Origin of the sequence: Pantoea sp. CFSAN033090 (genome assembly GCF_001264395.1) — a bacterium.
In the GTDB taxonomy this organism is placed as follows: Bacteria; Pseudomonadota; Gammaproteobacteria; order Enterobacterales; family Enterobacteriaceae; genus Pantoea; species Pantoea agglomerans.
On record NZ_LGYX01000005.1, the window covers coordinates 64,812 to 86,818 of the forward strand.

A 22,007-nucleotide genomic window follows, 5' to 3' on the forward strand; every position below is an offset into this window, starting at 1 on the left:
AACCCGGCAAAAATGCTGCACCGCAAAACAGAATCGCGTAATTTGTCGGGCAACTCTTTCTCCGTGGGTTTCATCATGTCAGAAAAACAGATCACCTTTGCTGCCCGTCAGCATCAGCTCACCAATATTAATGTCTGGACTGCCGACAGCCAGTGGCTGGCGTTTGACGTTCGTCCATCGGGCGGGTCGTTTACCAGTCAGACCATTGAGCGGGTCAATGTGATGACCGGTGAGGTGGAGGTGCTGTATCAGGCCCGGCATGGTGCTCACGTCGGCGTCGTCACGGTCAGTCCCGATCTGCCACCGCGCTACGTCTGCATTCATGGCCCGGAACATCCCGATGCCAGCTGGCAGTATGACTTCCACCACCGGCGCGGGGTGATCGTTCAGAACGGTGCAGCGGTGAATCTGGATGCCTGCGATATCACGCCGCCGTTTACCCCTGGCGCGCTGCGTGGCGGCTCGCATGTACATGTCTTCAGTCCCGATGGTTCTCGCCTGAGCTTTACCTACAATGACCACGTAATGCACGAACTGGATAGCCGGCTCGATCTGCGCAACGTCGGCATCGCGGTGCCCCTTTGCGCTGTAACGCCCGAAAAGCAGCATCCGCGCGAATATGACGGCACCTTTTTTTGCCTGCTGGTGAGCCAGACGCATGCGGAACCGCTGCCAGGCAGTGACCAGATTAATCGTGCCTGTGAGGAGTGCTGGGTCGGTGAGCGTGGCTACCAGAAGCCGGACGGCAGCTGGCAGCGCTGGGCGATCGCCTTTATTGGCGACACGCTGACGGCGCAGGGCGAAAAACGGCCTGAAGTTTTTATTGTTGATCTGCCTGATGCGCTGGAGGATTACGCCCGCGCCGGAGAGATGCCGCTGGAGGGCAGCAGCCAGCAGTTACCTGCGCCACCGGCTGGCGTGCAGCAGCGTCGCCTGACGCACAGCCGTGGTGTGGCTCTGCAACCTCGCCACTGGCTGCGCGCCGCACCGGATGGCAGCCAGATAGCGTTTCTGATGGCGGATGCCGCAGAGGTGATCCAGCTCTGGACGGTCTCCCCCAACGGCGGCGAACCGCGTCAGATCACCCGACTCAGCCACAGCATTCAGTCCGCCTTTAGCTGGCATCCTGACGGCCAGGCGATCGCTTTTGTCTGCGATAACAGCGTGATGCGATGTGACGTTGAGAGCGGCGCGTGTCAGCGTCTGACCCGCAGAACAGAAGAGGCGCCATCAGGTGACGCGGTGGTCTGGTCACCTGATGGTACACAGATTGCTTATATGCGTGAGGTGAATGGCTGGCGGCAACTCTTTACGGTTGCGGCAGTGACCGCATAGGAGGCATAGGCTGCGCCTGCGCCAGGCTTTCCTGCGTATGCGCCAGCCTTTCGCTCTGCAGGATGCGTTCACGTGGAGAGTCGAGAGATTTATCTTTGTCGCTGCGGTAGTAGTCCCACGGCAGCAGCAGCGTATCCAGCACGGCAGAGAAAGGAAGATCGATTAACGCCAGCGGCTTCAATGCCCAGCTGGTATCACCATCGGACAGCATATCAGCACTGGCACGGGTGCCTGGATAGTAGCCCTGACTCGCACCTGTGTGAGACATCACGCTGGAACAGCCGGTTGTTGCCATTGCGCAGCACACCACTCCAGCCAGAGGTAAGGTCTTCATCAATTTCATCATCATCATCCCTTCAGTCATGGCATAAGCCTGGCTGAGTTTGCTTGCCAGACAACGTCAACACTCTGGGGCGAAGTCCGTCTGGGTCTGGCAAAAGTAGTCCTGAGTGTATGTCATTTCCTCAAATTGGCGAAAAAAATTGCACTTCGCCCTCTTGAAAATGGTCTTGTGGCACCCATTTTTAGTTTACGGACGCACTCACCGTTGCCGCAAGGGACAGTGGGGTGCCGTATCCAGCCTGTCCAGTAGTGGAAGGTTGCCAAAACTTGCTGAAATTCAGGAGTCTTAATATGCGTAATTTTGATCTCACCCCACTTTATCGCTCTGCTATCGGTTTTGATCGCCTGTTTAACCTGCTCGAATCTAATCAGAATCAGAGCAATGGCGGCTATCCTCCCTATAACGTTGAACTGGTCGATGAAAATCACTATCGCATTACTATTGCGGTGGCCGGTTTTGCTCAGAGTGAACTGGATATCACGGCGCACGATAACGTGCTGATCGTGCGGGGTGCCCATCCTGAAGAGCAGACCGAGCGTAAATACCTGTATCAGGGTATCGCCGAGCGTAACTTCGAGCGTAAATTCCAGCTCGCCGACCACATTGTGGTGCGCGATGCCCGTCTCGAGAATGGTCTGCTGAGCATCGATCTTGAACGTCTGGTGCCGGAAGAGGCGAAACCACGCCGTATTGAGATTCTGAAGTAACCATGACAAACGCCGCGTTAGCGGCGTTTTTTTTGCCCTTATATCTGAAGGCGGACTTGTCCTTACGACTGCGTTCGCATCGCTAAACGCTGACCCAGCACGCCACCAAACACATTGACCAGTAACCCCAGAATAATCACCACCGCACCCAGCATCTGCTGCCCGGAGAGATGCTCATCCAGCACCAGCGCGGCGGTAATAATCCCCACCACCGGCACCAGCAGCGACAGCGGCGCGACGCGCCAGGTTTCGTAGCGACTCAGCAGATTCCCCCAGATGGCGTAACCCACAATGGTGGCGACAAATGCCAGATAGAACAGCGCCAGCACGGTCTGCAGGCCGATATGCAGCAGGCTGTTAACGATGGCGGCCTGACCATCAAACAGCAGCGAACAGGCAAAGAAAGGAACGATCGGCACCAGCGCACTCCAGACCACCAGTGACATGATCGGCACGCTGCGGTTCCGCATAATAATCTTATTGGTGATATTACCCAGTCCCCATGAGAGCGCCGCCGACAGCGTCAGCATCATGGTGGTCAGCGTGATACCGGCGCTGGTCTGCCCTTCCATGCCTGCCGTTGCCAGCAAAAATATCCCCAGCGTAGCGATGATAATCCCGACGATATGATTCCAGCGCAGCTTCTCCGCCAGCAACAACGCGCCCAGCAACAGGGTAAAGAATGCCTGCGCCTGCAGCACCAGCGAGGCCAGACCGGCAGGCATGCCGAGCTTGATCGCCAGGAACAGAAAGGCGAACTGACCAAAACTGATGGTCATGCCATACACCACCAGCCAGCGCAGCGGAATCGGCGGGCGACGCACAAAGAAAATGGCGGGAAAGGCGACCAGGGTAAAACGCAGCCCGGCGAGCAAAAAAGGCGGCATACCCTGCAGCCCCAGCTTGATCACCACAAAATTGACGCCCCACGCCACCACCACGCACAGCGCTAACAGCATATCTTTTACCGACATCAGAAACTCCTTGTCCTGCCGTCAGGCGGTGACCGCAATCGGGGTCGCGATATCGGCACAGCAGCCTTCACCCACGATGCGAAAATAATCATCTACAGCCAGCGCGATCGACTTATCCAGCTCGCCCGCGTTAAACCATAACGTTCCGACCTGTTGCAGCCGGGTATCCACCCGCAGCGCCAGCCGGTCATCAAAACTAAACGGCGGCACCGCGCCCATCACACAGCCCGTCAGCGCCTGCGCCAGCTCCGGAGCGGCGAAAGAGGATTTTTTGCCGCCGATGGCGCGCGCCGCACTTTTGAAATTGATCCGGCAGTCGCCCGGCACTATCGCCAGCAGCTGACGCGATGGCGCACCGTCCGGCATGCTGACCTCCAGCACCATCGCTTTGGCCGCCTGGCTCAGCAGGTTACCGCGTATCTGGCTGATCTGTTCGGTCTGCCCTATCGCCTCATGTTCCACCACGCGGTAGCTGGCCTGCTGCTGATCCAGCAGCGCAATAATTTTTTCAAACGTCGTCATTCCCTTCTCCTGTTCTGGCACAGCCCGGCTTAGCTCCAGGCGATAGCGTGTTTCATTTTTTTATCGGTCAGCCCGAAAAAGAAACCCATGGTGATACGGGTATCGCCTTCGACCCGATCAATCTCATGATAAAACGCAGGATTAAACAGATAGATATCGCCACTGCGTGGTGAAAATTCGCAGATCTCACTGTTTTCAATCACCCCACTGCGATAACCCAGCTCCCCGGCAGTTTTGAACTGCTCATCCTCTGGCGACCACTTTTTGTTGTAGATACGCAGTGCTCCGCCCGCGTTGCACTCCTGCAGGCAGACCACGCAGCTGAGCTGATGCAGGATTTGCGTCACCACCAGCGAGGTCTCTGCGGCGTCGCGCACGATATTGTCGTTATGCAGCGGGTTCGCGACGCCATTGGCATGAAAGCGCACGATAGAACCGGCATAGTCTCCACAACCCGGTTCGTGGGCGATGCGTAAACTTTCCAGCCGCAGCGCATGCTGAACCCAGCGGTAAATCTGTTCGCGCAGCGTATTCAGTGAGGGCGGCAACGCCGGCTGGATATCGCGCAGCTCAGTAAAGTAGTTATCGGGAGCCGCAGTATGACGCGCCAGATAGGGGCCGAGCGTGGTCAGCGCGCCATTGGGATAGTGGGAGACACGGATCTTTTCCCGGCAGCTCTGCAGGTCAGTCACCACCGCTTCCCGCACCTCTGGCGTCAGGAAATTACGCAGCACCAGCAGCGGCACCCGTGCGGTAACGATGTCATCCAGCCAGGTCGATTCCACAAACATGTTGGGATTAATCACGCGGAACTGATTGAAAATTGCCATGTTTATCACTCCCTAAACGGTATTTCATAGAGTTCATGATTGTTCATTCGCCGCCAGTTGCCAGCGCTGCCTGGTATTGCCACGGGTTCAGAGGCGATCAGCGTGCAACCATCCTGTTGCTGAAAATGCATCGTAAAATAGTCAGGCCAGGGCGTGTCGTGCGGATACCACTGCCACGCCCAGGCTTTGTCACGGGTGACGAAAATGGCATTCCCTGCGCTGCCGCCCGGCTCTACCTGCGCCATCTTTGCGCGCAGATAGTCGCGGGTGAAATCGGCAGGCGTGGTCTGATCCACCAGATAACGCAGATACTCTTCTGAATCGAAGCGCGATTCGGCCAGACCGAGCTGGCGGTAAATCGTCGGCAGAAAGCCGTTATGCATCATGTACCACTGATGTCCGGCGCTGTTGCGCCACAGCGGATGAGAAAACGCCAGTCCCTGATTTTTACTCAGCGTGGCGTGCCGCACATGCACCGCCAGAAACCGGCTGCGCAGGCGATCCACATCGATACCCGGCAGCGCTTCTGCGAACGCGCCGGTGCCGTGCAGGGTACGAATCTCACCCTCTTCGAGCCACAGACAGCCCCAGCCGTTAGGGTGTGATTTGATCGGGCCATCGTGTTCGGCGCTTTCACCGCAGCTCATGGCGCGCGCCGCCTCCAGAATTTCTGTGCTGTCGAACCGGCCATGCGCCAGAATCATCCTGCACATACTTTATCTCTCCCGGCCGCCACCGGCTGCGCGGCAATCACCTGCTGAAAAGTGGTCATAATCGGCTCACGCGCTGTGGCCGTCAGGCTGAAAGTGGCCAGAATGCCCGCGTGACGCGTCAGGTCGGCATAGAGCGATGAGCGTGACGAAACCTGTAACGCAGGCAATCTGAGTGGCGGTAACAGCGCGCCCTGCTGATGCTGATCGATCCAGCGTTCGGCAGCCTGCAGCTGCGCCGGTTGCCGCAACCGCAGTTGGCCGACCGCACCGGGTGTGGTGAAGGCAAAGACAGGTAACGCGCCGCCCGCTTCTAACCGGAAGGTGACTTCCGCCCAGTTGATGCCAGTCGCCTCCTGCACCAGCGTCGCCACACCCATGCCGGAGAGCCGGAACCCCATCTCCAGGAAATGTGGCACGCCGTTGACCACAATAAAATCGATATGAAATGCACCCTGACGGTAGCCAAAGGTTTCGCAACAGAATGTCATCAGGCTGCTGAATGAGGCTGGCAGGGCCGCTGCCGCCATCGCCACATGCCCCGACTCATAAAAGCTGACGCAGCCCTCAGCATCCCGGTGCTGCTCAATCACCTTCTGGCAGCAGGTCAGCGCCTGGGGATGTCCCTGATGCACCACGCCCTGTAATGAAAACTCATCGCCGATCAGCGCGCTTTCCACAATAAAGCCGCTGAAGCCGCGTCCGCCGTAATTCATGGTCTGCACCAGCTGTTTCACTACGCTATGCAGCTGATCGGCATGCTCAATCAGCCAGATGCCCAGGCCGCCGCCGCCATCCACCGGCTTCACGACGCAGGGATAGATCAGCGCCTGTCCGGCATCCAGAATGCTGAGCGGCGAGGCGAAAAAGCGGAACTCCGGCTGCGGGAAGCGCGGCCAGGCTTTTTTCAGCGCCATGCGCTGCGCATATTTATCCAGCGGAATAAAGGCGGCGGGCGCATCCGGCCCGGCCAGCATCTCGCGCAGTCGTCCGGCGCTGGCGTTGTAGGCTTCAAAGCCCGCCAGCACCACCAGCGGATGCGCCAGTAAACCGGCGTGCAGATAGGCCTGCATCACCTCCCAGGGATTCTCAGGGCGATCGAGGCGAATGATCAGATCAAACGGCAGAGCCAGGCTTAACGACTGGTAATCGACGAAATCACCCATTTCAGCCAGCACGGTAAAATAGCCGTCGCGCTTCGCCACCGCGCAGTAAGGATTTTGCCCGTCGCGGGTGGCGCCAATTTGCAGAAAAATCTTTTTCATCGCCTCGCCTTACCGGGTTATCGCCCGGAAATGATTTCTGTCACGATGTCATTGAGCACACCGTTATTGACCTGAATCACCGCTTTGTGGGGATCAAAACGCAGCACGCGCGACAGCGGATCGGCGCTTTTGCCCTCCAGCAGCGAACTGACCGGCTTGCTCTGCCAGCAGTGCCGCATCTGCGTCAGCGTCATGCCGGAGAGCCGGGTTAACTGCTGTGCCAGCGCGCGATCTTCACTGCGTTGCTCAAGCAGGTCGCGGATGGCCGCCTCATCCAGCGTAATCTGCTGCTGCATCAGCCAGTGTCCGAGCTGCTCTCCCTGCGCCAGGAACGGGGAGTAGATCATGCAGATCAGCTGATCTTCGCTGAGGTCAAACGCCTGTATGGCGAAGTCCGCCGCGCGCTGCCGCTGCCGCTGGATCGCGGCGTCATCCTGATAGCGCGCCGCCATCTCATCGATTAGCGCGGGCGGAAAATCTTTCTTCACCATCAGTCCCAGCGCAAAGCGCACATATTCGCGGATCCCTTCGGCATAGTGGCGCTGCAGCAGCGTTTCTGCCCGCAATCCGCGCAGGTGCGCCATCAGCGTCGGATTACCGCAGTCGGATTCGGAAAAACTGAACATCAGCGCATCAAAACGGAAGCGCATAAATTCGCTGAGCAGTGCCCAGTGCGCGCCCGCTTCATAGGCGGTGTCCTGATAGATGTTGAAGAACAGTGGATTGCGCGCCAGCTGGTGGGTGATGCGGTGCGCAGGCGTCAGCTGATCGGCGCCATAAACATCGCTGAAGTAGCGCTCTGCCACGCCATCCAGCGTCTGCAGAAACCCGCTGAAGCCCCGGGTTTTGTCCGCCACTGGCGCATCAAACAGCCGTGAGAGGTGCCGCGCCCAGGCGACATAGGCGGCCTGCTCCTGTGGCGAGTCGCCGGTAACAATCAGGTCCACGCCACCGTTATAGTCTGCCGCCAGGCCAAAGGAGTTCACCATGCTGAGATTACAGGCGTTGCAGAAGGTCGAGCGCGCGTCGGCGCGAAACCGGTGGCCATTCATCAGCACATCATTACGGTTCTGCTGCCGCACGCTCTCCGGCATCGGCAGGTCGCGGTCAAACGGCCGGATAAGCAGGCCATCCACCACCAGGCACTCCACCCGTTCATCGTCATGCATCGCCAGCGACTGATAAACGCGGTGGATATTCTCCATTACGCTCTGATTCATCGCCGCATGGCGATTGGTGCTGATCCGCAGATGAAAGGTGCTGCCCTGCTGCTGCCAGATCAGTCCCTGAATGTAACGCACGTAAGCCACCATGTAGCTGCTGTCTTTTCCCCCGCCATAGGCGAGCAGCACACGGTTATTCTCCAGCTGCTGCTGATCCGGCAACGCTGCCAGCAGGCGAAGAGAGCAGCGCTGAGCAGACTCAATGATGGCGGGTGACAGATACGCTTCCATCTCCTTCATCATGGCGGGCAGATTATTCATTTCTCACGTTTTCCTCAGGTGAACAGAATCACTTTATGGTCTGAAGCCCGGGGCTGACGGGGTCGCCGGGCCGTTTAGCGTTATGAATAATTAAGAGATGCAGCCTAAAGTACTTTGAATGTACTCTGTTGAATATGCACAGATCAGCGCGATATGGGGTGGAACAGATGGCCGATATTATCGGGGAACAGGAGAGTCAGAGCAGTCGTTACCGCCAGATCGCAGAACAGATCAAGCAGGCCATTCATGCCGGTTCGCTGGCACCTGACAGCCGTCTGCCGTCGGTGCGCACGCTGGCGACGCAGTACAATGTCAGCCTCACCACCGCCCTGAAGACACTGCGCACGCTGGAAGATGAGCGCTACGCCGTTGCCCGCCCCAAATCGGGCTTTTTTGTTGCTCCGCAGCGGCCCTCTTCCCGTCAGTTGCCCGCCGTCAGTGAACAGCCGCGCGCCATCGCGCCGCTTGATGAGCAGACAGAGCTCCATCTGGCGATGCTTGGCTCAGACTGCCGGGTGCGTCTCGATCTGGCCAACGGCGACAGTGCGCTCTATCCGGTCAAGCGCATCGGCCTGCTGATGCGTCAGATGGGCTACAGCAAACCGGCCCTGCTCGGGAATACGGTGAAGGGCACCGGCTATGCGCCGCTGAAAACAGAGATTGCCCGCCGGGCAGTGGGTTACGGCTGTAATATCAGCGCTGACGATATTCTGATCACCAACGGCTGCATTGAGGCGATCTCGCTGTCGCTGCGCGCCACGACCCAGCCGGGCGATGTGGTCGCCGTGGAATCACCCTGCTATTTCGTGCTGCTGCAGATGCTGCATAACCTCAATTTACGGGTGATTGAAGTGGAAGCCGGGCCGGAAGGGTATGTCGATGTCGCGAAGCTCACCGGGCTGTTTCAGCGCAAGGCGGTGCGGGTCTTTCTCACCCTGTGCAACGTCAACAATCCGCTGGGAAAAAGCATTCCCAACGAGCATAAGGCCTATATTGCGCGGCAGGCGGATGAAAACGATGTGGTGATTATTGAGGATGATATTTTTGGCGATACTGCCTTTGGTGAACGCCGCCCTTTCCCGATGCGCGCCTTCAGCCCCAACGCCATTCTCTGCAGCGGCTTCTCTAAAACCGTGGCGCCAGGCATTCGTATCGGCTGGGTTCACAGCGTCAACTACATGCGCAAAATCGCCTCACTGAAATATACCTCAACCATGGGCACCTCGGTGCTGTCGCAGGCGGCGGTGGCGGAGCTGCTGCGCAGCGGCGGCTATGATGCTCACCTGCGTAAGCTGCGGCGTGAGCTGGCACGACAAATCCGTGAAATGCGTCAGTCGGTGTTACGGGAATTTCCGGCGGGAACCCGGGTGTCCGATCCGGAAGGAGGCTATGTGCTGTGGGTTGAGATGCCCCGACAGGCGCTGAACGTGCGCGAGCTGTTTCTGAAAGCGCGCAACGCGGGCATCGGCATTGCGCCGGGCCACATTTTTGCCACCGACCAGCGCTACGATCACTGTTTCCGGCTGAATGCCGGTTTTGGCTGGAATGCGGAAGTGGAACAGGCAATTCAGCAGCTGGCACAGTGGTGCCAGCTGTCGTTAACCGATTCGCAGGATTAGCTGTCGCGCCAGGCGTTCTCAACCTCTTCCGCCAGAATCTGCACCGCCCGCTCAATGTTCTCTGCATCCGGCACGTAATTCATCCGCATACATTGATGGGTGTGCGGCCACGCCTGTTCCAGTCCCGGGAAGAAGAAGTGGCCCGGCACCATCAACACGCCGCGCGTTTTCAGCCGCTGATAAAGCAATTCGGTGGTGATCGGCAGATCGCGGAACCAGAGCCAGAGGAAAATCGCCCCTTCCGGCTTGTGGATCAGGCAGCGGTCTTCCGGCAGATAGCGCCGCAGGATCGCAATGGTCTGCTGCACCTTCTGCTGATAGAACGGCTTAATCACCTCTTCGGAGAGCCGTAACAGATCGCCGCGACGGATCATCTCATTGGCAATGGCCGGACCGATACTGCCGGGCGCCAGACTGATGATGCCGTTCATATTGCTCAGCGCGGTGATGGTCTTCTCGTCAGCGATAATGATGCCGCAACGCGCACCCGGCAGGCCGAGCTTCGACAGACTCATGCAGAGAATGATGTTGGGGTTCCACAGCGGGCGCACCTCGCTGAAAATGATGCCGGGGAACGGCACGCCATAGGCATTGTCGATCAGCAGCGGCACGTCATGCTGCTGTGCCAGCGCATCGAGCTGCATCAGTTCATCATCGGTGATCACGTTGCCGGTGGGGTTGGTCGGGCGCGATACGCAGATCAGCCCGACCTCTTCATTCATCGGCAGATGCTCAAAATCGACATGATATTTAAACTGGCCTTCCGGCAGCAGCTCAATGTTCGGCTTCGCCGACACAAACAGCCCCTCTTCCAGGCCGGCATCCGCATAGCCCAGATACTCAGGCGCCAGCGGGAACAGCACCCGCTTTTTGCTGCCATCGGCCCGACGACCGGCGAACAGATTGAACAGATAGAAGAAGGCGCTCTGGCTGCCGTTAGTCAGCGCAATGTTCTGTGCGGTGATGGGCCAGCCAAGCTGATCGCTCAGCAGTCCGGCCAGCGACGCCAGCAGCGTCGCTTTTCCGCGCGGGCCGTCGTAATTGCACAGCGCCTCGCTGAGTTTGCCTTCCTCATGCATCTGCTGCAGCAGTTGCTGAAAGTAGTCGTTCATGGCCGGGATCTGCGCCGGATTACCGCCGCCCAGCATGATGGTGCCGGGCGTTCGCAGGCCCGCGCCCATATCTTCCATCAGACGTGAGATGCCGGAATGTTGGGTAAATTTGTCGCCGAACTGAGAAAAAGACATAGCGGTTAAATATTTGTGATAGCGAATCGGGGGTCCACCATAACGCCCGCCATGGGCGGGCGCAATGGAAAGGCGAGGGGATTACTTCAGCGCCTGCGGGTTCACGCAGTTTTTCTCGACGCTTCCGCCGAGTGCAGCGAGGAGATTTTCTACCGCATCCTGCATCATGCCGTAGCGGGTTTCGTGGGTGGCAGAACCGATATGCGGCAGCGTCACCACATTGGGCAGCGACAGCAGCGGAGAGTCGGCAGAGACCGGCTCCTGCTCAAACACATCCAGCCCGGCGGCATGCAGTTTGCCCGCCTGCAACGCGGCGATCAGCGCATTTTCATCCACCACCGGCCCGCGACCGGCGTTGATCAGCACCGCATCCGGCTTCATCAGTTCAAGCTCGGCGGCACCGATCAGATGGTGCGTCTCTTCGGTCAGCGGCAAACTGATGCAGACGAAATCACTCTGCTTCAGCAGCGCCTCCCGTTCACAGCGCTGTGCGCCAAAGCGCGACTGCGCCTCTTCATGCTCGCGGCGGGCGTTGTAGAGGATTTTCATGCCGAAGCCAAAGTGGGCGCGCTGCGCCAGCGCCATCCCGATACGTCCCATGCCGAGAATACCCAGCGTTTTATGGTGCACGTCGATGCCGAACTGTGCCGGACCGATGCTCTTCTGCCAGTTGCCCGCTTTGACCCAGGCATCCAGTTCCGGCACCCGACGCGCGGTGCTCAGTACCAGCGCCATCATGGTGTCCGCCACGGTTTCGGTCAGCACGGTCGGCGTGTGCATCAGCACCACGTGACGCTGATTCAGCGCATCCACATCAAAATTGTCATAGCCTACAGAGACGCTGGAGCAGACGCGCAGATTGGGCATCTTCGCCAGCAGCTCACCATTCACTTTACCGCCCGATCCCAGCAGACCTTCTGCCTGTTGGAACGCCGCAGCATGTTCCTGCTGGCTTTCCGGCGAGAGATCGCTGATTTCCGTCACGTCACACTGTTCAGCCAGGCGAGCATAAAGATCGTCGGGCAGTTTTTTATAGAGAATTACAGCGGGTTTCATTCGGTGGCTCCCGGTCAATAAGTAGCGGGCGGCTTGCAGGCCGCCCGGAGAAATAGAGGCTAACGTTTACGCTTTCAGGCGGGTTTCGCACCCTGCAGCGGCGGCGCTTTGTTCTGCGCCGGTTTCACAATCAGCGTCAGCCACACCGAAACCAGCAGGGCCGATCCCATAAAGATGTAGGACGCGGACGGGCTGCCGGTGGCTCCATTAAGATAGCCGACAATCCATGAACCGATAAACGACCCCAGCGCACCCATACTGTTGATCAGCGCCATTGCGCCACCGGCGACATTGCGTGGCAGCATCTCAGGAATAATGGCGAAGAACGGTCCGTAAGGCGCATACATCGCGGCACCGGCAATCACTAACAGGGTGTAGGACATCCAGAAATTGTTCGATCCCACCAGATAAGAGCCGAGGAACGCCAGCGCGCCCACCAGCAGCAGCGGCCAGACGAACAGCTTACGGTTCTGGGTTTTATCCGACGCCCAGGAGACCACCACCATCGCAATGGTCGCCGCCAGATAAGGCACTGCGGAGAGCCAGCCCGCTTCTACCATGCCCATCTGCGTGCCATTACGCAGAATCGACGGCAGCCACAGCACAAAGCCATAGACGCCGATGCTCCAGGCAAAATATTGCAGGCAGAGAATGATCACGTTGCGGTTGCGGAACGCTTCGCTGTAGTTGCGCACCGCTTTAATATTTTCCTGCTCTTTCTGCAGTTCAGCCTGCAATGCCGCTTTCTCGGCATCGCTCATCCAGCGCGCCTGCGCCGGCTTATCCTGCACCAGGAACCACCAGGCGATCGCCCAGACCACCGCCGGAATCCCTTCGAAGATAAACATCTCACGCCAGCCAAACGATTCGATCAGATAGCCTGACACGACCGACATCCACAACACCGTGACCGGATTACCCAGGATCAGGAAGGTGTTGGCGCGTGAACGTTCCGACTTGGTAAACCAGTTGCTGATGTAGATCAGCATCGCGGGCATCACCGCGGCTTCCACCACGCCCAGAATAAACCGAATGGCCGCCAGCATCGGAATGTTGCTGACCACGCCGGTCAGTGAGGCACAGCCGCCCCACAGGATCAGGCACCAGAAGATCAGTTTCTTGACGCTGCGGCGTTCGGCGTAAATTGCACCCGGGATCTGGAAAAAGAAGTAACCCAGGAAGAACAGCGCACCCAGCAGCGAGGACATACCTTTGGTGATGCCGAGATCGTCATTAATCCCGGCAGCAGAAGCGAAGCTAAAATTTGCACGATCGAGATACGCCAGGCTGTAGGTGATAAACACGATGGGCATGATGAACCACCAGCGTTTTGGCGCGATTGTCTGCTTTTTCATCGGGAACTCCTGTGACTGTAGAGGGGCGCGAACTACACGTCGCCCAGTTGCTGACGCGTCGGCAGGCCTTCGCTGTCACCAATGACCTGAATCGCCATCGAACCAATTTTGTTGCCGCGACGAATCGCCTGCGGCAGCGACTGACCTTCCAGCAGGGCGCTGATGACGCCAACGGCAAAGCCGTCTCCGGCGCCTACGGTATCCACCACGTTGTCGACTTTTATCGCCTCAACCTGGCCCTGCTCGCCCTGCGCCGTTTTATACCAGGCACCGTCACAACCGGTTTTAATCACGACCGCTTTCACGCCCTTATCGAGATAGAAATCCGCGATCGCTTCTGGCTGACGATAGCCGGTCAGAATCAGCCCCTCTTTTTCGCCCGGCAGTACCCAGTCGGCATACTCCGCCAGCAGATTGAGCTGCTTACGCATCTCCTCTTCGCTGCGCCACAGTACCGGCCGCAGGTTAGGGTCAAACGAGATAGTTTTACCGCGCGCGCGCATCTCTTTGGCGGTGTGCTTCAGCAACTCCAGCGAACTCTCTGACAGCGCCGCCGCCACACCGCTCAGGTGCAGATGTCGCGCCGAACCAAAATAGTCCGCGTTAAAATCGTCGACCGACAGATGGCTGGCCGCCGAGCCTTTACGAAAATATTCCACCAGCGGATCAGAGCCGTCATCGACTTTGGACTTGAGCTGAAAACCGGTGGGATAGCGCTTATCGACCGTCACCCGGGCGTGGTCGATACCCTCTTTTTCCAGCTGCTGGCAGATAAACCGGCCAAAAGCGTCATCGCCAATACGACTGACCCAGCCCACTTTCAGGCCAAGACGAGCCAGGCCGGTCGCCACATTGAGTTCAGCGCCCGCCGCGCGTTTAACAAAGGTCTCTGCTGCGGCCAGGTCGCCGGTTTCACGGGCGATGAACATCGCCATCGCTTCACCGATAGTGACAACATCAAGCGGACCGTTGTGATGCATAGTGTGATGCGTGGTCATCTTCACTCCTTACACGTTACGCAGCAGCGACACGTAGTGGCGTGTCACCGCAGTCAGATCGTCGCCTTCCAGCGGAAATTCAATACCGCGCGGTGCCTGTGCGGGCAACTGTTGCAGCAGTGTGCGCCAGTGGTCATCAGCCTCATCCAGCGCAATCGCGCGGTAGCTATCCTGGTGCGCCACGGCGGCTTTGACATGCACATAGCCCACCTGCGCAGCCAGCTGCTGCGCCGCCTGATCGGCATCCTCACCGGTCCAGCACCAGTTACCCATATCAAAGGTCATGCTGATCGGCAGATCCGCTTCCCTGACCGCCGTGAAAAAGGCGACTGACGGAGCCAGTCGGCCATGCTTAGTCTGGTCATTTTCCACCGTCAGCTGAAACGGCAGATCTGCCAGCAGCGCCTGCAACGCTTCGCGAGGCAGCGCACCAGTGAACTCTCCCAGCGCCACTTTCAGCCGCTGAGCGTTTAACTGGCGTGCTTCTTCAACGTAGTGGGTTATACGGGGATTGATTTCGCCGCCGTCACAAAACAGCGTATCGGGCACCGAATAGCTGCTGTGCAGCTGATGCTGCGCCACCGCCCGGGCCAGTGCCGGCAGATCGGCCAGTGCCGCGTCATCAAGCAGTTCGCGGCGGATTTCGACCCCGTCTGCGCCCGCCTGCTGGATAATCGGCAGCAGCGCACGCTGACCGCCGAGAGCGGCGATCTGTGCGTGGCCATATGCGGCGGTCACCACGATGATGTCAGGTTTCATGTTCTACTCCATGGCAGGGTTCTGCCCATAACGAATACAAAAACCCTAAATGGAACCGGTTCCAAAGCAAAGCAGCAAACTGTGAAATTATGATCGTGCTCACGAAGCGAGCACGTAAACGGAAGGTTAAATCTGAAATTCAGTTAAGAGGCTGGCTGGAGCCGCGAACGATAAGTTCGCCAGAAAAGACCTGCTCGGCAACCGGCAATCCGCTGCCTTCGATGCGCGTAATCAGTCGTTCCAGCGCACTGTAGCCAATCTGCCAGGTGGGCTGTTTCAGCGTGGTGATACCGACACCGGCCAGCGCCGCCCACTCCAGTTCGTCAAAACCGAGCAGGCCGATATCGCGGCCCCAGTGCAGATTGAGTCGCTGTAGCGATCGCGCTACCTGCAGGGTCAGCGCCCCGTTGGCGACCATCACTGCGCAACGTTTGCCGGTGTGACGCTGATGAAAGGCCAGCAGCGCCTGATCCAGCGCGGCGGGCTGATGCAGCGCCACTTCCGTATTCTCATGCTCAACCTGCGGATGCTCTGCCAGTAGCTGGCGGAAGGCCTGCAGGCGCTCACGGCGCGTGTTGACGCTGCCCAGCGGCTCGCTAAGAAACAGCAGCGCATCATAGCCATTGTCGACCAGATGCCGCGTTGCCGTTTCAGCTGCCTCGGCGTTATTCAGGCCCACCACATCGCAGGGAAAATCGGGGATTTTACGGTCAATCAGCACCATCGGCAGCAGGGATTGTTGCAGATGGTTCAGCACCTCTTCGCGCATCCCGACGGCGTTTACCACAATGCCCTCAACCTGATAGCTGCTCAGCAATTGCAGATAGTGCTGCTCCAGATCCACTTCGTTATTGGTGTTACACATCAGCAGCGTGAAGCCCTGCTCGCGGCAGGCAGCTTCAATACCGCTCATGACATCAACAGAATAGGGATTGGTGATATCGGCGATAATCAGCCCGATCAGGCGGGTACGTCCGCGCTTCAGGCCGCGCGCCATCTGACTCGGGCGATAGCTGAGATCAGCAATAGCCTGTTCGATCCGCGCTTTCAGACCGGCAGAGAGCAGATGCAGTTCACCATTGAGATAGCGTGAAACGCTGGTTTTACCGGTTCGTGCCGCGTGAGCAACATCGCTGATGGTGGCGCGAGGCGGCCTGATTTTCATGAGATATCCTGCGTAATAAGAAACCCGGCAGAGACTAGCACAAGCAAAGCCCGGCGCAAAAAGCGCTACGCCGGTAATTGCAGCCAGGGTTGCCACAGGGTCTGTAACGTTTCCGGCGGTGCGCCATCAATCAGCCGGATGACCATTTCAGCCACCTGTTCACCGGCCTGATGCGGCGTCGCCTGGCGAATGGCGACAATGGGATGATCGAGAATCGCATCTCGCGGCAATCCTTCCCAGCCCGCCAGCAGAATGGCACCCTCGCCCGCTGCACGCCCCGCCAGTTGCAGCGCCAGAGCCGCGCCTTCAGCCAGCGCAGCGCAGTCGGTGATGATCACTTCCGGTACTGGCCCCTCTGCCAGCCACTCCCGGGTTTGCTGATAGCCGGCGCGACGCGACGGTGCCACCGCCGCCATCGCGTAAGGCGTAACTTCCCCCAGCGCCGTCAGATAACCCTGACGCCGGTCACGCACCCGCGTACTGTTTTCATTGCTGCCAAGCCAGGCTATCCGCTGCCGTCCCTGCGCCAGCGACCAGCCCACCGCCAGCTGTGAACCGGCAAGGTGATCAACATCAAACCACGCATAGGTCGATGGCAGATCGCTGCGGCCCAGCGCCAGAAAACGAAAATTGGTCTGGAGCAGAGCATGAAGCCGACTGTCTTCTGGCGTGGTGTGGCCGACGATCAGGGCATCAACGGCGCCACTGCGCAGCAGGCGTGTCAGCGTCGCCTGACTCTGCTGCTTATCCGCCAGCAACAGCAGGTTAATGTCATAACGGGCAAGGTGATGCTCCAGCGCCAGCAGCATGTCGCTGAAGTCGCTGCCATTCAGGGGAGAGGCGCCGATCGGGTAGACGAACCCCACCGCGTTAGCACGGCCGGTTTTCAGACGCCGGGCCGCCGCATTAGGCCGGTAGCCACGCCGCTGCGCTTCCTCTTCGATGCGTTTACGCGTCTCCGGAGCGACATCCTGATAACCATTGAGGGCGCGGCTGACGGTCGTTACGGAAAGACCTAAAACCGTAGCGATGGCTTTAAGAGACATGGGAAGGCGTCCATTGATCAATTTTTGATCAGACTACCATAAAGCCTCTGCTGGCTCTATTCGCAGAAACATTACTGATACTTTTAACGCGATGCTTTACAGAAAAAAGGCGCCCCCGGGCGGGGGCGACCGCGTTTATCCCAGCGGGCTGAGCGTGATCTCAACACGACGATTTTGCGCTTTGCCTGCTTCGGTGCTGTTGCTGGCAACCGGGTTATCCGGGCCTGCACCTTGGGTGCGCAGGCGATCGCTGGCAACACCCTGCACGATCAACGCGCTGGCGACGCTTTCAGCACGCTGCTGTGACAGACGCATGTTCAGCGCGCGGGTGCCGGTGCTGTCGGTATAACCCACTACGTTTACCGCAGTTTTCGGATACTCTTTCAGCACCATTGAAACACCTGTCAGGGTGTTCGCGCCGGCAGGTTTCAGATTGCTGCTGCTGGAGTCGAAGGTGACATTGTTTGGCATATTCAGGACGATGTTATCGCCATTACGGGTCACGCTGACGCCCGTTCCGCGCATCTTGTCGCGCAGTTTCGCTTCCTGCACATCCATGTAGTAGCCCACGCCACCGCCCAGTGCGGCTCCGCCAGCAGCACCAATCAGCGCACCTTTACGGCGATCTTTCTTCGACGAGGAGAGTACGCCGACACCGGCACCCACTAACGCACCCAGGCCTGCGCCCACACCTGACTTACCCGCCTGAGATTCGCCGGTGTAAGGATTGGTGGTACAACCTGGCAGGGCCAGACTGCCGCTTAATAACAAGGTGATGGCGATTAATTTCTTCTGCATTTTTGTTCCCTTACATTCGACACACAGGGGAAAACCTTTCCCATAAGTGGCACGATTATGCCGCCTGGTGGCCGGGAATGTAGTGAGGAAAAATCCTGATTTAGCGGGAATTACGCCTTTTGGTTGTCAGGATGGCAAAAACAGTTGCTCTGATGATCGTTTATCAGCCCGCAGGCCTGCATAAAGGAGTAGCAGATTGTGGGGCCGATGAATTTGAAACCACGCTGCTTTAGCGCCTTCGAGAGCGCAATGGCCTGCTCTGAGGTGGTGGGAGCCTGACTATAGTCAGGATAATGGTGGACGATTTGCGCGTTATCGACAAATTGCCAGACGAAGTGGCTGAAATCCTCGCCTTGCGCTTCCATCTGGAGATAAGCACGAGCGTTGGCGATAATCGCCGCGATTTTACCGGCGTGGCGGATAATGCCGCTGTTGAGCATCAGCGTGTCGATCTCTGCCGCATCCATCAACGCTATGGCCTGCGGATCAAACTGGTGAAACGCCGCCCGATAGTTTTCCCGCTTTTTCAGCACGGTTATCCAGGATAACCCCGCCTGCTGTCCTTCCAGACAGAGCATCTCAAACAGCGCACGCTTGTCTCTCTGTGCCACACCCCACTCCCTGTCGTGATAAGCCAGATAGAGGGGATCCTGCGTTACCCAACCACATCGTTGCATCGCTTTGTTCCTTTATAACAAGAATATTTTAGCGGTCCGCTTGATCTTAGAATTAATCGGTTGATAGTTAAACGATCACCGGTTAAATAACAGAGACGGGCCGAAATTTAATTTAAACGCCGGATAATAACTTCAGCCTTGCCTGGAGAAGCGATGTTGCCGAGAAGCGGTTGGAAAGGTCTGCGGATCTGCTGTGCTGTATGGCTGTTAATCTTAACGCAACCGACTTTTGCGCGCGGCGGCATCTCTGCGCCTCAACATCCCGACTTTCTGCCCGACTACGATACGATTCTGGCGGAGAAGATCGCCCTGACGCCACTCGCCTTCAGCGATGAGAGCCGCGCCCTGTTTGAAGCCGCCATCAACTCTCCCACTGCGTCACCCATCGCCGTCCACAGTGAAACCGGCAGCGTAGGCACCACCCCGCTGGGAAAACGCTATCGGGCTGGGGTTGACCTGCCCATTGCCCCGTCATTTACCACCGGGCCGGTGGCGCAGTATGCCGTTGATCCGCAGCAGATGAACTGTCTGCAATGTGACTACAGCGATCAGCAGAGTCGTGAGCAGAGCGCCAGCGTCGGCTGGCGCATCGATTCGCAGCAGGGATGGATATCGCCCTGGGCGCAGCTGAGTTATCACTATCTGCTGGCAGACACGCCGCAGAATTCCCGGCGTGAGGCGACGAACGGCACCGATCAGTCCGAAGGCATTGATCTGAGCATCGGTGCACAAGTGCCTCTGAACGATAATCTGGCGGCTTTCGCCGCGTTTTCACAAAGCGAAGCGCTGAATAACCAGGAGCAGCAACTTTATACCTTTGGCTTCAGCGCCAGCTTCTGACCGGGGCATGAAAAGAGAAAGGGAATCGGGCGTTTAAAATATAATGAGTCCGCTAATCATTATACTGGTAACACTATGCGCAACGATTTGACAATTATTGGCCGTGAAATGACGGTCTTCATACTGGCAGCACTCTTTCTCGCTCTGATGATATTGCCCATCTATATTGATGTGGCCTGGATGAATGATGCGCTGCACGAAACTTCTTTTACTGAAACCACCCAGGAAATCATGCTGGCGGTGATTGCCGCCCTGTTCTTTATTGCGGCCCAGCGCCGTCCGGCTCAGCGCGGCGCGCTGACCTTAGTGGCGGGCTTCTATAGCTGTATGCTGATCCGTGAGCTCGACTTTGTGTTTGATGCCATCCAGCATGGCAGCTGGATCTGGTTCGCCCTGGCGGTGACGGCCGGTTGTCTGGCCGTCGCGCTGCGGACGCCGAAAAAAACCCTGCATGCGCTGGCCAGGCTGCTGCAGCACCGCAGCTGGCCGGTGATGGCCTCCGGCTTTTTAGTGGTGCTGGTCTTTTCACGACTGTTTGGTATTCATGCGTTGTGGCAGCACCTGATGCTGGGGGATTACAACCGCGTGGTGAAAAACATGGCCGAAGAGGGCACCGAACTGCTGGGTTACGGCCTGTGCTGGCTGGCCTCGGTTCGCTATCTATGGCAGACCCGTCCGGCCGCCGCGGCTGTCAGCGTGCACGCCACCGAATCTGCACCGGCCCGTCACGCCACTTCTCCGGTCACCTCGCACTGATCCGCACTCTTGCTTTTTAAGCGATCCGCATCATTAAAAAAGGTACAATAAACACTTCTGCGTCGGCGACGGGTTCCCGGCGCAAGGTGTTCGTTAACCTCAGGTCTTTTCATGTCAGCTAAAATCTTAACTTCAACGCTCATTGGCCTGGATGCCTTCCGACAGGATCCGCTGACTGCCCTGCAGCAGGCGGAAAAGGGCACGCTGGCGGTGTTAGATAATTATGCGCCGGTGATGTACGCCATCACACCTAAGCGTCTGGCTGAGCTGCTGGCGCTGGAAGCCGCCGCCCGGCAGCCGAATGATGTGGCGCTGGATGACAGCCTGTATGACGATTCTCCCGCCGCGATCCATACGCCGGCTGGTAAGTTCGCCATGTATCAGGGCTGGCAGCCGGATGCCGACTTTACGCGCCAGGCCGCGATCTGGGGTGTGTCGCTGGGCGAACCAGTGACCCCCAGCGAGCTGGCAGCCTTTGTGGCTTACTGGCAGGCGGAAGGCCGGATGTTCCATCATGTACAGTGGCAACAGAAACTGGCACGCAGCATTCAGATGAACCGTGCCGCAAACGGCGGGCAACCGAAGCGTGATATCACGCAGTTGCCCGATCCTGACCGTACCATTCCCGATGGTTTCCGAGGTGAATGATGAAAACGCCAAACGATCTCTTTAACCGTCTGAAAAAAATGATGCCCGCAGGCACCCGTCCTAAATTTGCTAATGGCGAAGAGCTACTGGCGTGGAATCAGGAGCAGGGTCGCCTGCGATCAGAGGCGATTGTGCGTGAGAATCGCGCAATGAAAATGCAGCGCGTAATGGGCCGTTCCGGCATTCGCGAGCTGCATATGAACTGCTCATTTGATAATTACCGGGTAGAGAATGAGGGACAGCGCAAGGCGCTGGAACTGGCGCGTCAGTATGCCGCTGAATTTGATGGCAGCATCGCCAGTTTTGTCTTTTCAGGCCGTCCCGGCACCGGTAAAAACCATCTGGCCGCCGCGATTGGCAACGACCTGATCCTGCGCGGTAAAAGCGTGCTGATCGTGACGGTTGCTGATTTGATGTCGAGCATGAAGGGCACCTTCAGCGGCAGCAGCGGCATTACCGAAGAGCGGCTGATTCAGGATCTCAGCAGTGTTGATTTGCTGGTGATTGATGAGATCGGTATGCAGAGCGAATCGCGCTACGAAAAAGTGATTATTAACCAGATTGTCGATCGCCGATCCTCCTCGAAACGCCCGACCGGCATGTTATCCAACCTCGACCATGCGGGCATGAATACGCTGCTGGGCGAACGTGTCATGGACCGTATGCGCCTCGGCAACAGCCTGTGGGTGCGCTTCGACTGGGAAAGCTATCGCAGTCGGGTACGCGGCGACGAATATTAAACAGTGACCCGGCAGCGCTGAGTCAGGATCATTCCGACGTTCGGCCGTTGGTGCAGCAGAAAAACCCGGCGTTAATCCCACGATCTGATCGCGGTCACGATCTTAGCCACAGGCGATCGGGTTGTGTGAAACC

At 58.0% G+C, this 22,007-nt stretch carries 23 protein-coding genes; 7 read left to right on the forward strand and 16 right to left on the reverse strand.

Features of this window, described 5'->3' with window-relative positions:
- Positions 1–75: 75 nt before the first annotated feature.
- Positions 76–1,335, forward strand: a complete 1,260-nt coding sequence (locus AFL22_RS06035; RefSeq protein WP_052270983.1) for a DUF3748 domain-containing protein — start codon at positions 76–78, stop codon at positions 1,333–1,335.
- Here the strand turns inward: AFL22_RS06035 and AFL22_RS06040 are convergent.
- Positions 1,310–1,678: a YceK/YidQ family lipoprotein gene (locus AFL22_RS06040; RefSeq protein ID WP_223564587.1), complete on the reverse strand. Its 369-nt coding sequence runs from the start codon at positions 1,676–1,678 to the stop codon at positions 1,310–1,312. The genes AFL22_RS06035 and AFL22_RS06040 overlap by 26 nt on opposite strands.
- 290 nt (positions 1,679–1,968) lie before the next feature.
- Here AFL22_RS06040 and ibpA point away from each other — a divergent pair, with 290 nt between their 5' ends.
- Positions 1,969–2,385: a small heat shock chaperone IbpA gene (gene ibpA, locus AFL22_RS06045; RefSeq protein WP_010258920.1), complete on the forward strand. Its 417-nt coding sequence runs from the start codon at positions 1,969–1,971 to the stop codon at positions 2,383–2,385.
- A gap of 62 nt (positions 2,386–2,447) precedes the next feature.
- Here the strand turns inward: ibpA and AFL22_RS06050 are convergent, their stop codons facing one another.
- The 6 genes from AFL22_RS06050 to AFL22_RS06075 are packed head-to-tail and all read right to left on the reverse strand — an operon-like array spanning position 2,448 to position 8,170.
- Positions 2,448–3,359: an EamA family transporter gene (locus AFL22_RS06050; protein ID WP_052270961.1), complete on the reverse strand. Its 912-nt coding sequence runs from the start codon at positions 3,357–3,359 to the stop codon at positions 2,448–2,450.
- Between the two features lie 21 nt (positions 3,360–3,380).
- Entirely contained in the window at positions 3,381–3,881 is a 501-nt protein-coding gene (locus AFL22_RS06055) for a YbaK/EbsC family protein (RefSeq protein WP_052270962.1), read from the reverse strand.
- Between the two features lie 29 nt (positions 3,882–3,910).
- Positions 3,911–4,711, reverse strand: coding sequence for a hypothetical protein (locus tag AFL22_RS06060; RefSeq protein ID WP_010671609.1), 801 nt, complete (start codon positions 4,709–4,711; stop codon positions 3,911–3,913).
- 5 nt (positions 4,712–4,716) lie between these two features.
- Positions 4,717–5,424, reverse strand: coding sequence for a class II glutamine amidotransferase (locus AFL22_RS06065; protein ID WP_052270963.1), 708 nt, complete (start codon positions 5,422–5,424; stop codon positions 4,717–4,719).
- The gene (locus AFL22_RS06070) at positions 5,412–6,686 is read right to left on the reverse strand and encodes an ATP-grasp domain-containing protein (protein ID WP_052270964.1); all 1,275 of its coding nucleotides are present in this window, start codon (positions 6,684–6,686) and stop codon (positions 5,412–5,414) included. The genes AFL22_RS06065 and AFL22_RS06070 overlap by 13 nt, the downstream gene beginning before the upstream one ends.
- Positions 6,687–6,703: 17 nt before the next feature.
- Positions 6,704–8,170, reverse strand: coding sequence for a hypothetical protein (locus AFL22_RS06075; protein ID WP_033785854.1), 1,467 nt, complete (start codon positions 8,168–8,170; stop codon positions 6,704–6,706).
- Positions 8,171–8,337: 167 nt separating this feature from the next.
- Here AFL22_RS06075 and AFL22_RS06080 point away from each other — a divergent pair, with 167 nt between their 5' ends.
- Entirely contained in the window at positions 8,338–9,789 is a 1,452-nt protein-coding gene (locus tag AFL22_RS06080) for a PLP-dependent aminotransferase family protein (RefSeq protein WP_010671605.1), read from the forward strand.
- Here the strand turns inward: AFL22_RS06080 and AFL22_RS06085 are convergent.
- From AFL22_RS06085 to AFL22_RS06125, 9 genes are all read right to left on the reverse strand, one after another.
- Positions 9,786–11,036, reverse strand: a complete 1,251-nt coding sequence (locus AFL22_RS06085; protein WP_052270965.1) for a valine--pyruvate transaminase — start codon at positions 11,034–11,036, stop codon at positions 9,786–9,788. The genes AFL22_RS06080 and AFL22_RS06085 overlap by 4 nt on opposite strands.
- A gap of 81 nt (positions 11,037–11,117) precedes the next feature.
- The gene (ghrB, locus tag AFL22_RS06090; protein ID WP_010671603.1) at positions 11,118–12,092 is read right to left on the reverse strand and encodes a glyoxylate/hydroxypyruvate reductase GhrB; all 975 of its coding nucleotides are present in this window, start codon (positions 12,090–12,092) and stop codon (positions 11,118–11,120) included.
- A gap of 74 nt (positions 12,093–12,166) precedes the next feature.
- Entirely contained in the window at positions 12,167–13,447 is a 1,281-nt protein-coding gene (locus AFL22_RS06095; RefSeq protein ID WP_010258909.1) for an MFS transporter, read from the reverse strand.
- A gap of 32 nt (positions 13,448–13,479) precedes the next feature.
- Positions 13,480–14,445 (reverse strand): sugar kinase, encoded by a 966-nt coding sequence (locus AFL22_RS06100; RefSeq protein WP_010258908.1) that lies wholly within the window; start codon positions 14,443–14,445, stop codon positions 13,480–13,482.
- Positions 14,446–14,454: 9 nt separating this feature from the next.
- Complete coding sequence (locus AFL22_RS06105; protein WP_052270966.1) at positions 14,455–15,204, reverse strand: hypothetical protein; 750 nt, start codon at positions 15,202–15,204, stop codon at positions 14,455–14,457.
- Between the two features lie 139 nt (positions 15,205–15,343).
- The gene (locus AFL22_RS06110) at positions 15,344–16,369 is read right to left on the reverse strand and encodes a LacI family DNA-binding transcriptional regulator (RefSeq protein WP_010258906.1); all 1,026 of its coding nucleotides are present in this window, start codon (positions 16,367–16,369) and stop codon (positions 15,344–15,346) included.
- A gap of 65 nt (positions 16,370–16,434) precedes the next feature.
- Positions 16,435–17,415 (reverse strand): LacI family DNA-binding transcriptional regulator, encoded by a 981-nt coding sequence (locus AFL22_RS06115; protein WP_033759341.1) that lies wholly within the window; start codon positions 17,413–17,415, stop codon positions 16,435–16,437.
- Between the two features lie 135 nt (positions 17,416–17,550).
- Positions 17,551–18,213: an OmpA family lipoprotein gene (locus AFL22_RS06120; protein WP_010258904.1), complete on the reverse strand. Its 663-nt coding sequence runs from the start codon at positions 18,211–18,213 to the stop codon at positions 17,551–17,553.
- Positions 18,214–18,323: 110 nt separating this feature from the next.
- Positions 18,324–18,890 carry a DNA-3-methyladenine glycosylase I gene (locus AFL22_RS06125; protein ID WP_033785863.1) on the reverse strand — a complete coding sequence of 189 codons (567 nt, stop codon included), beginning with the start codon at positions 18,888–18,890 and terminating at the stop codon, positions 18,324–18,326.
- 153 nt (positions 18,891–19,043) lie between these two features.
- On the opposite strand from AFL22_RS06125, the gene AFL22_RS06130 reads away from it, so the two are divergent.
- The 4 genes from AFL22_RS06130 to dnaC all read left to right on the forward strand — a co-directional run bounded on the left by AFL22_RS06130 (position 19,044) and on the right by dnaC (position 21,874).
- Positions 19,044–19,730 carry an autotransporter gene (locus AFL22_RS06130; protein WP_052270967.1) on the forward strand — a complete coding sequence of 229 codons (687 nt, stop codon included), beginning with the start codon at positions 19,044–19,046 and terminating at the stop codon, positions 19,728–19,730.
- Between the two features lie 75 nt (positions 19,731–19,805).
- Positions 19,806–20,486 carry a hypothetical protein gene (locus AFL22_RS06135; RefSeq protein ID WP_010671597.1) on the forward strand — a complete coding sequence of 227 codons (681 nt, stop codon included), beginning with the start codon at positions 19,806–19,808 and terminating at the stop codon, positions 20,484–20,486.
- Positions 20,487–20,597: 111 nt separating this feature from the next.
- Positions 20,598–21,134: a primosomal protein DnaT gene (gene dnaT, locus AFL22_RS06140; protein ID WP_010258900.1), complete on the forward strand. Its 537-nt coding sequence runs from the start codon at positions 20,598–20,600 to the stop codon at positions 21,132–21,134.
- Positions 21,134–21,874: a DNA replication protein DnaC gene (dnaC, locus tag AFL22_RS06145; RefSeq protein ID WP_010258898.1), complete on the forward strand. Its 741-nt coding sequence runs from the start codon at positions 21,134–21,136 to the stop codon at positions 21,872–21,874. Before dnaT ends, dnaC begins: the two co-directional genes overlap by 1 nt.
- Positions 21,875–22,007: the final 133 nt, after the last annotated feature.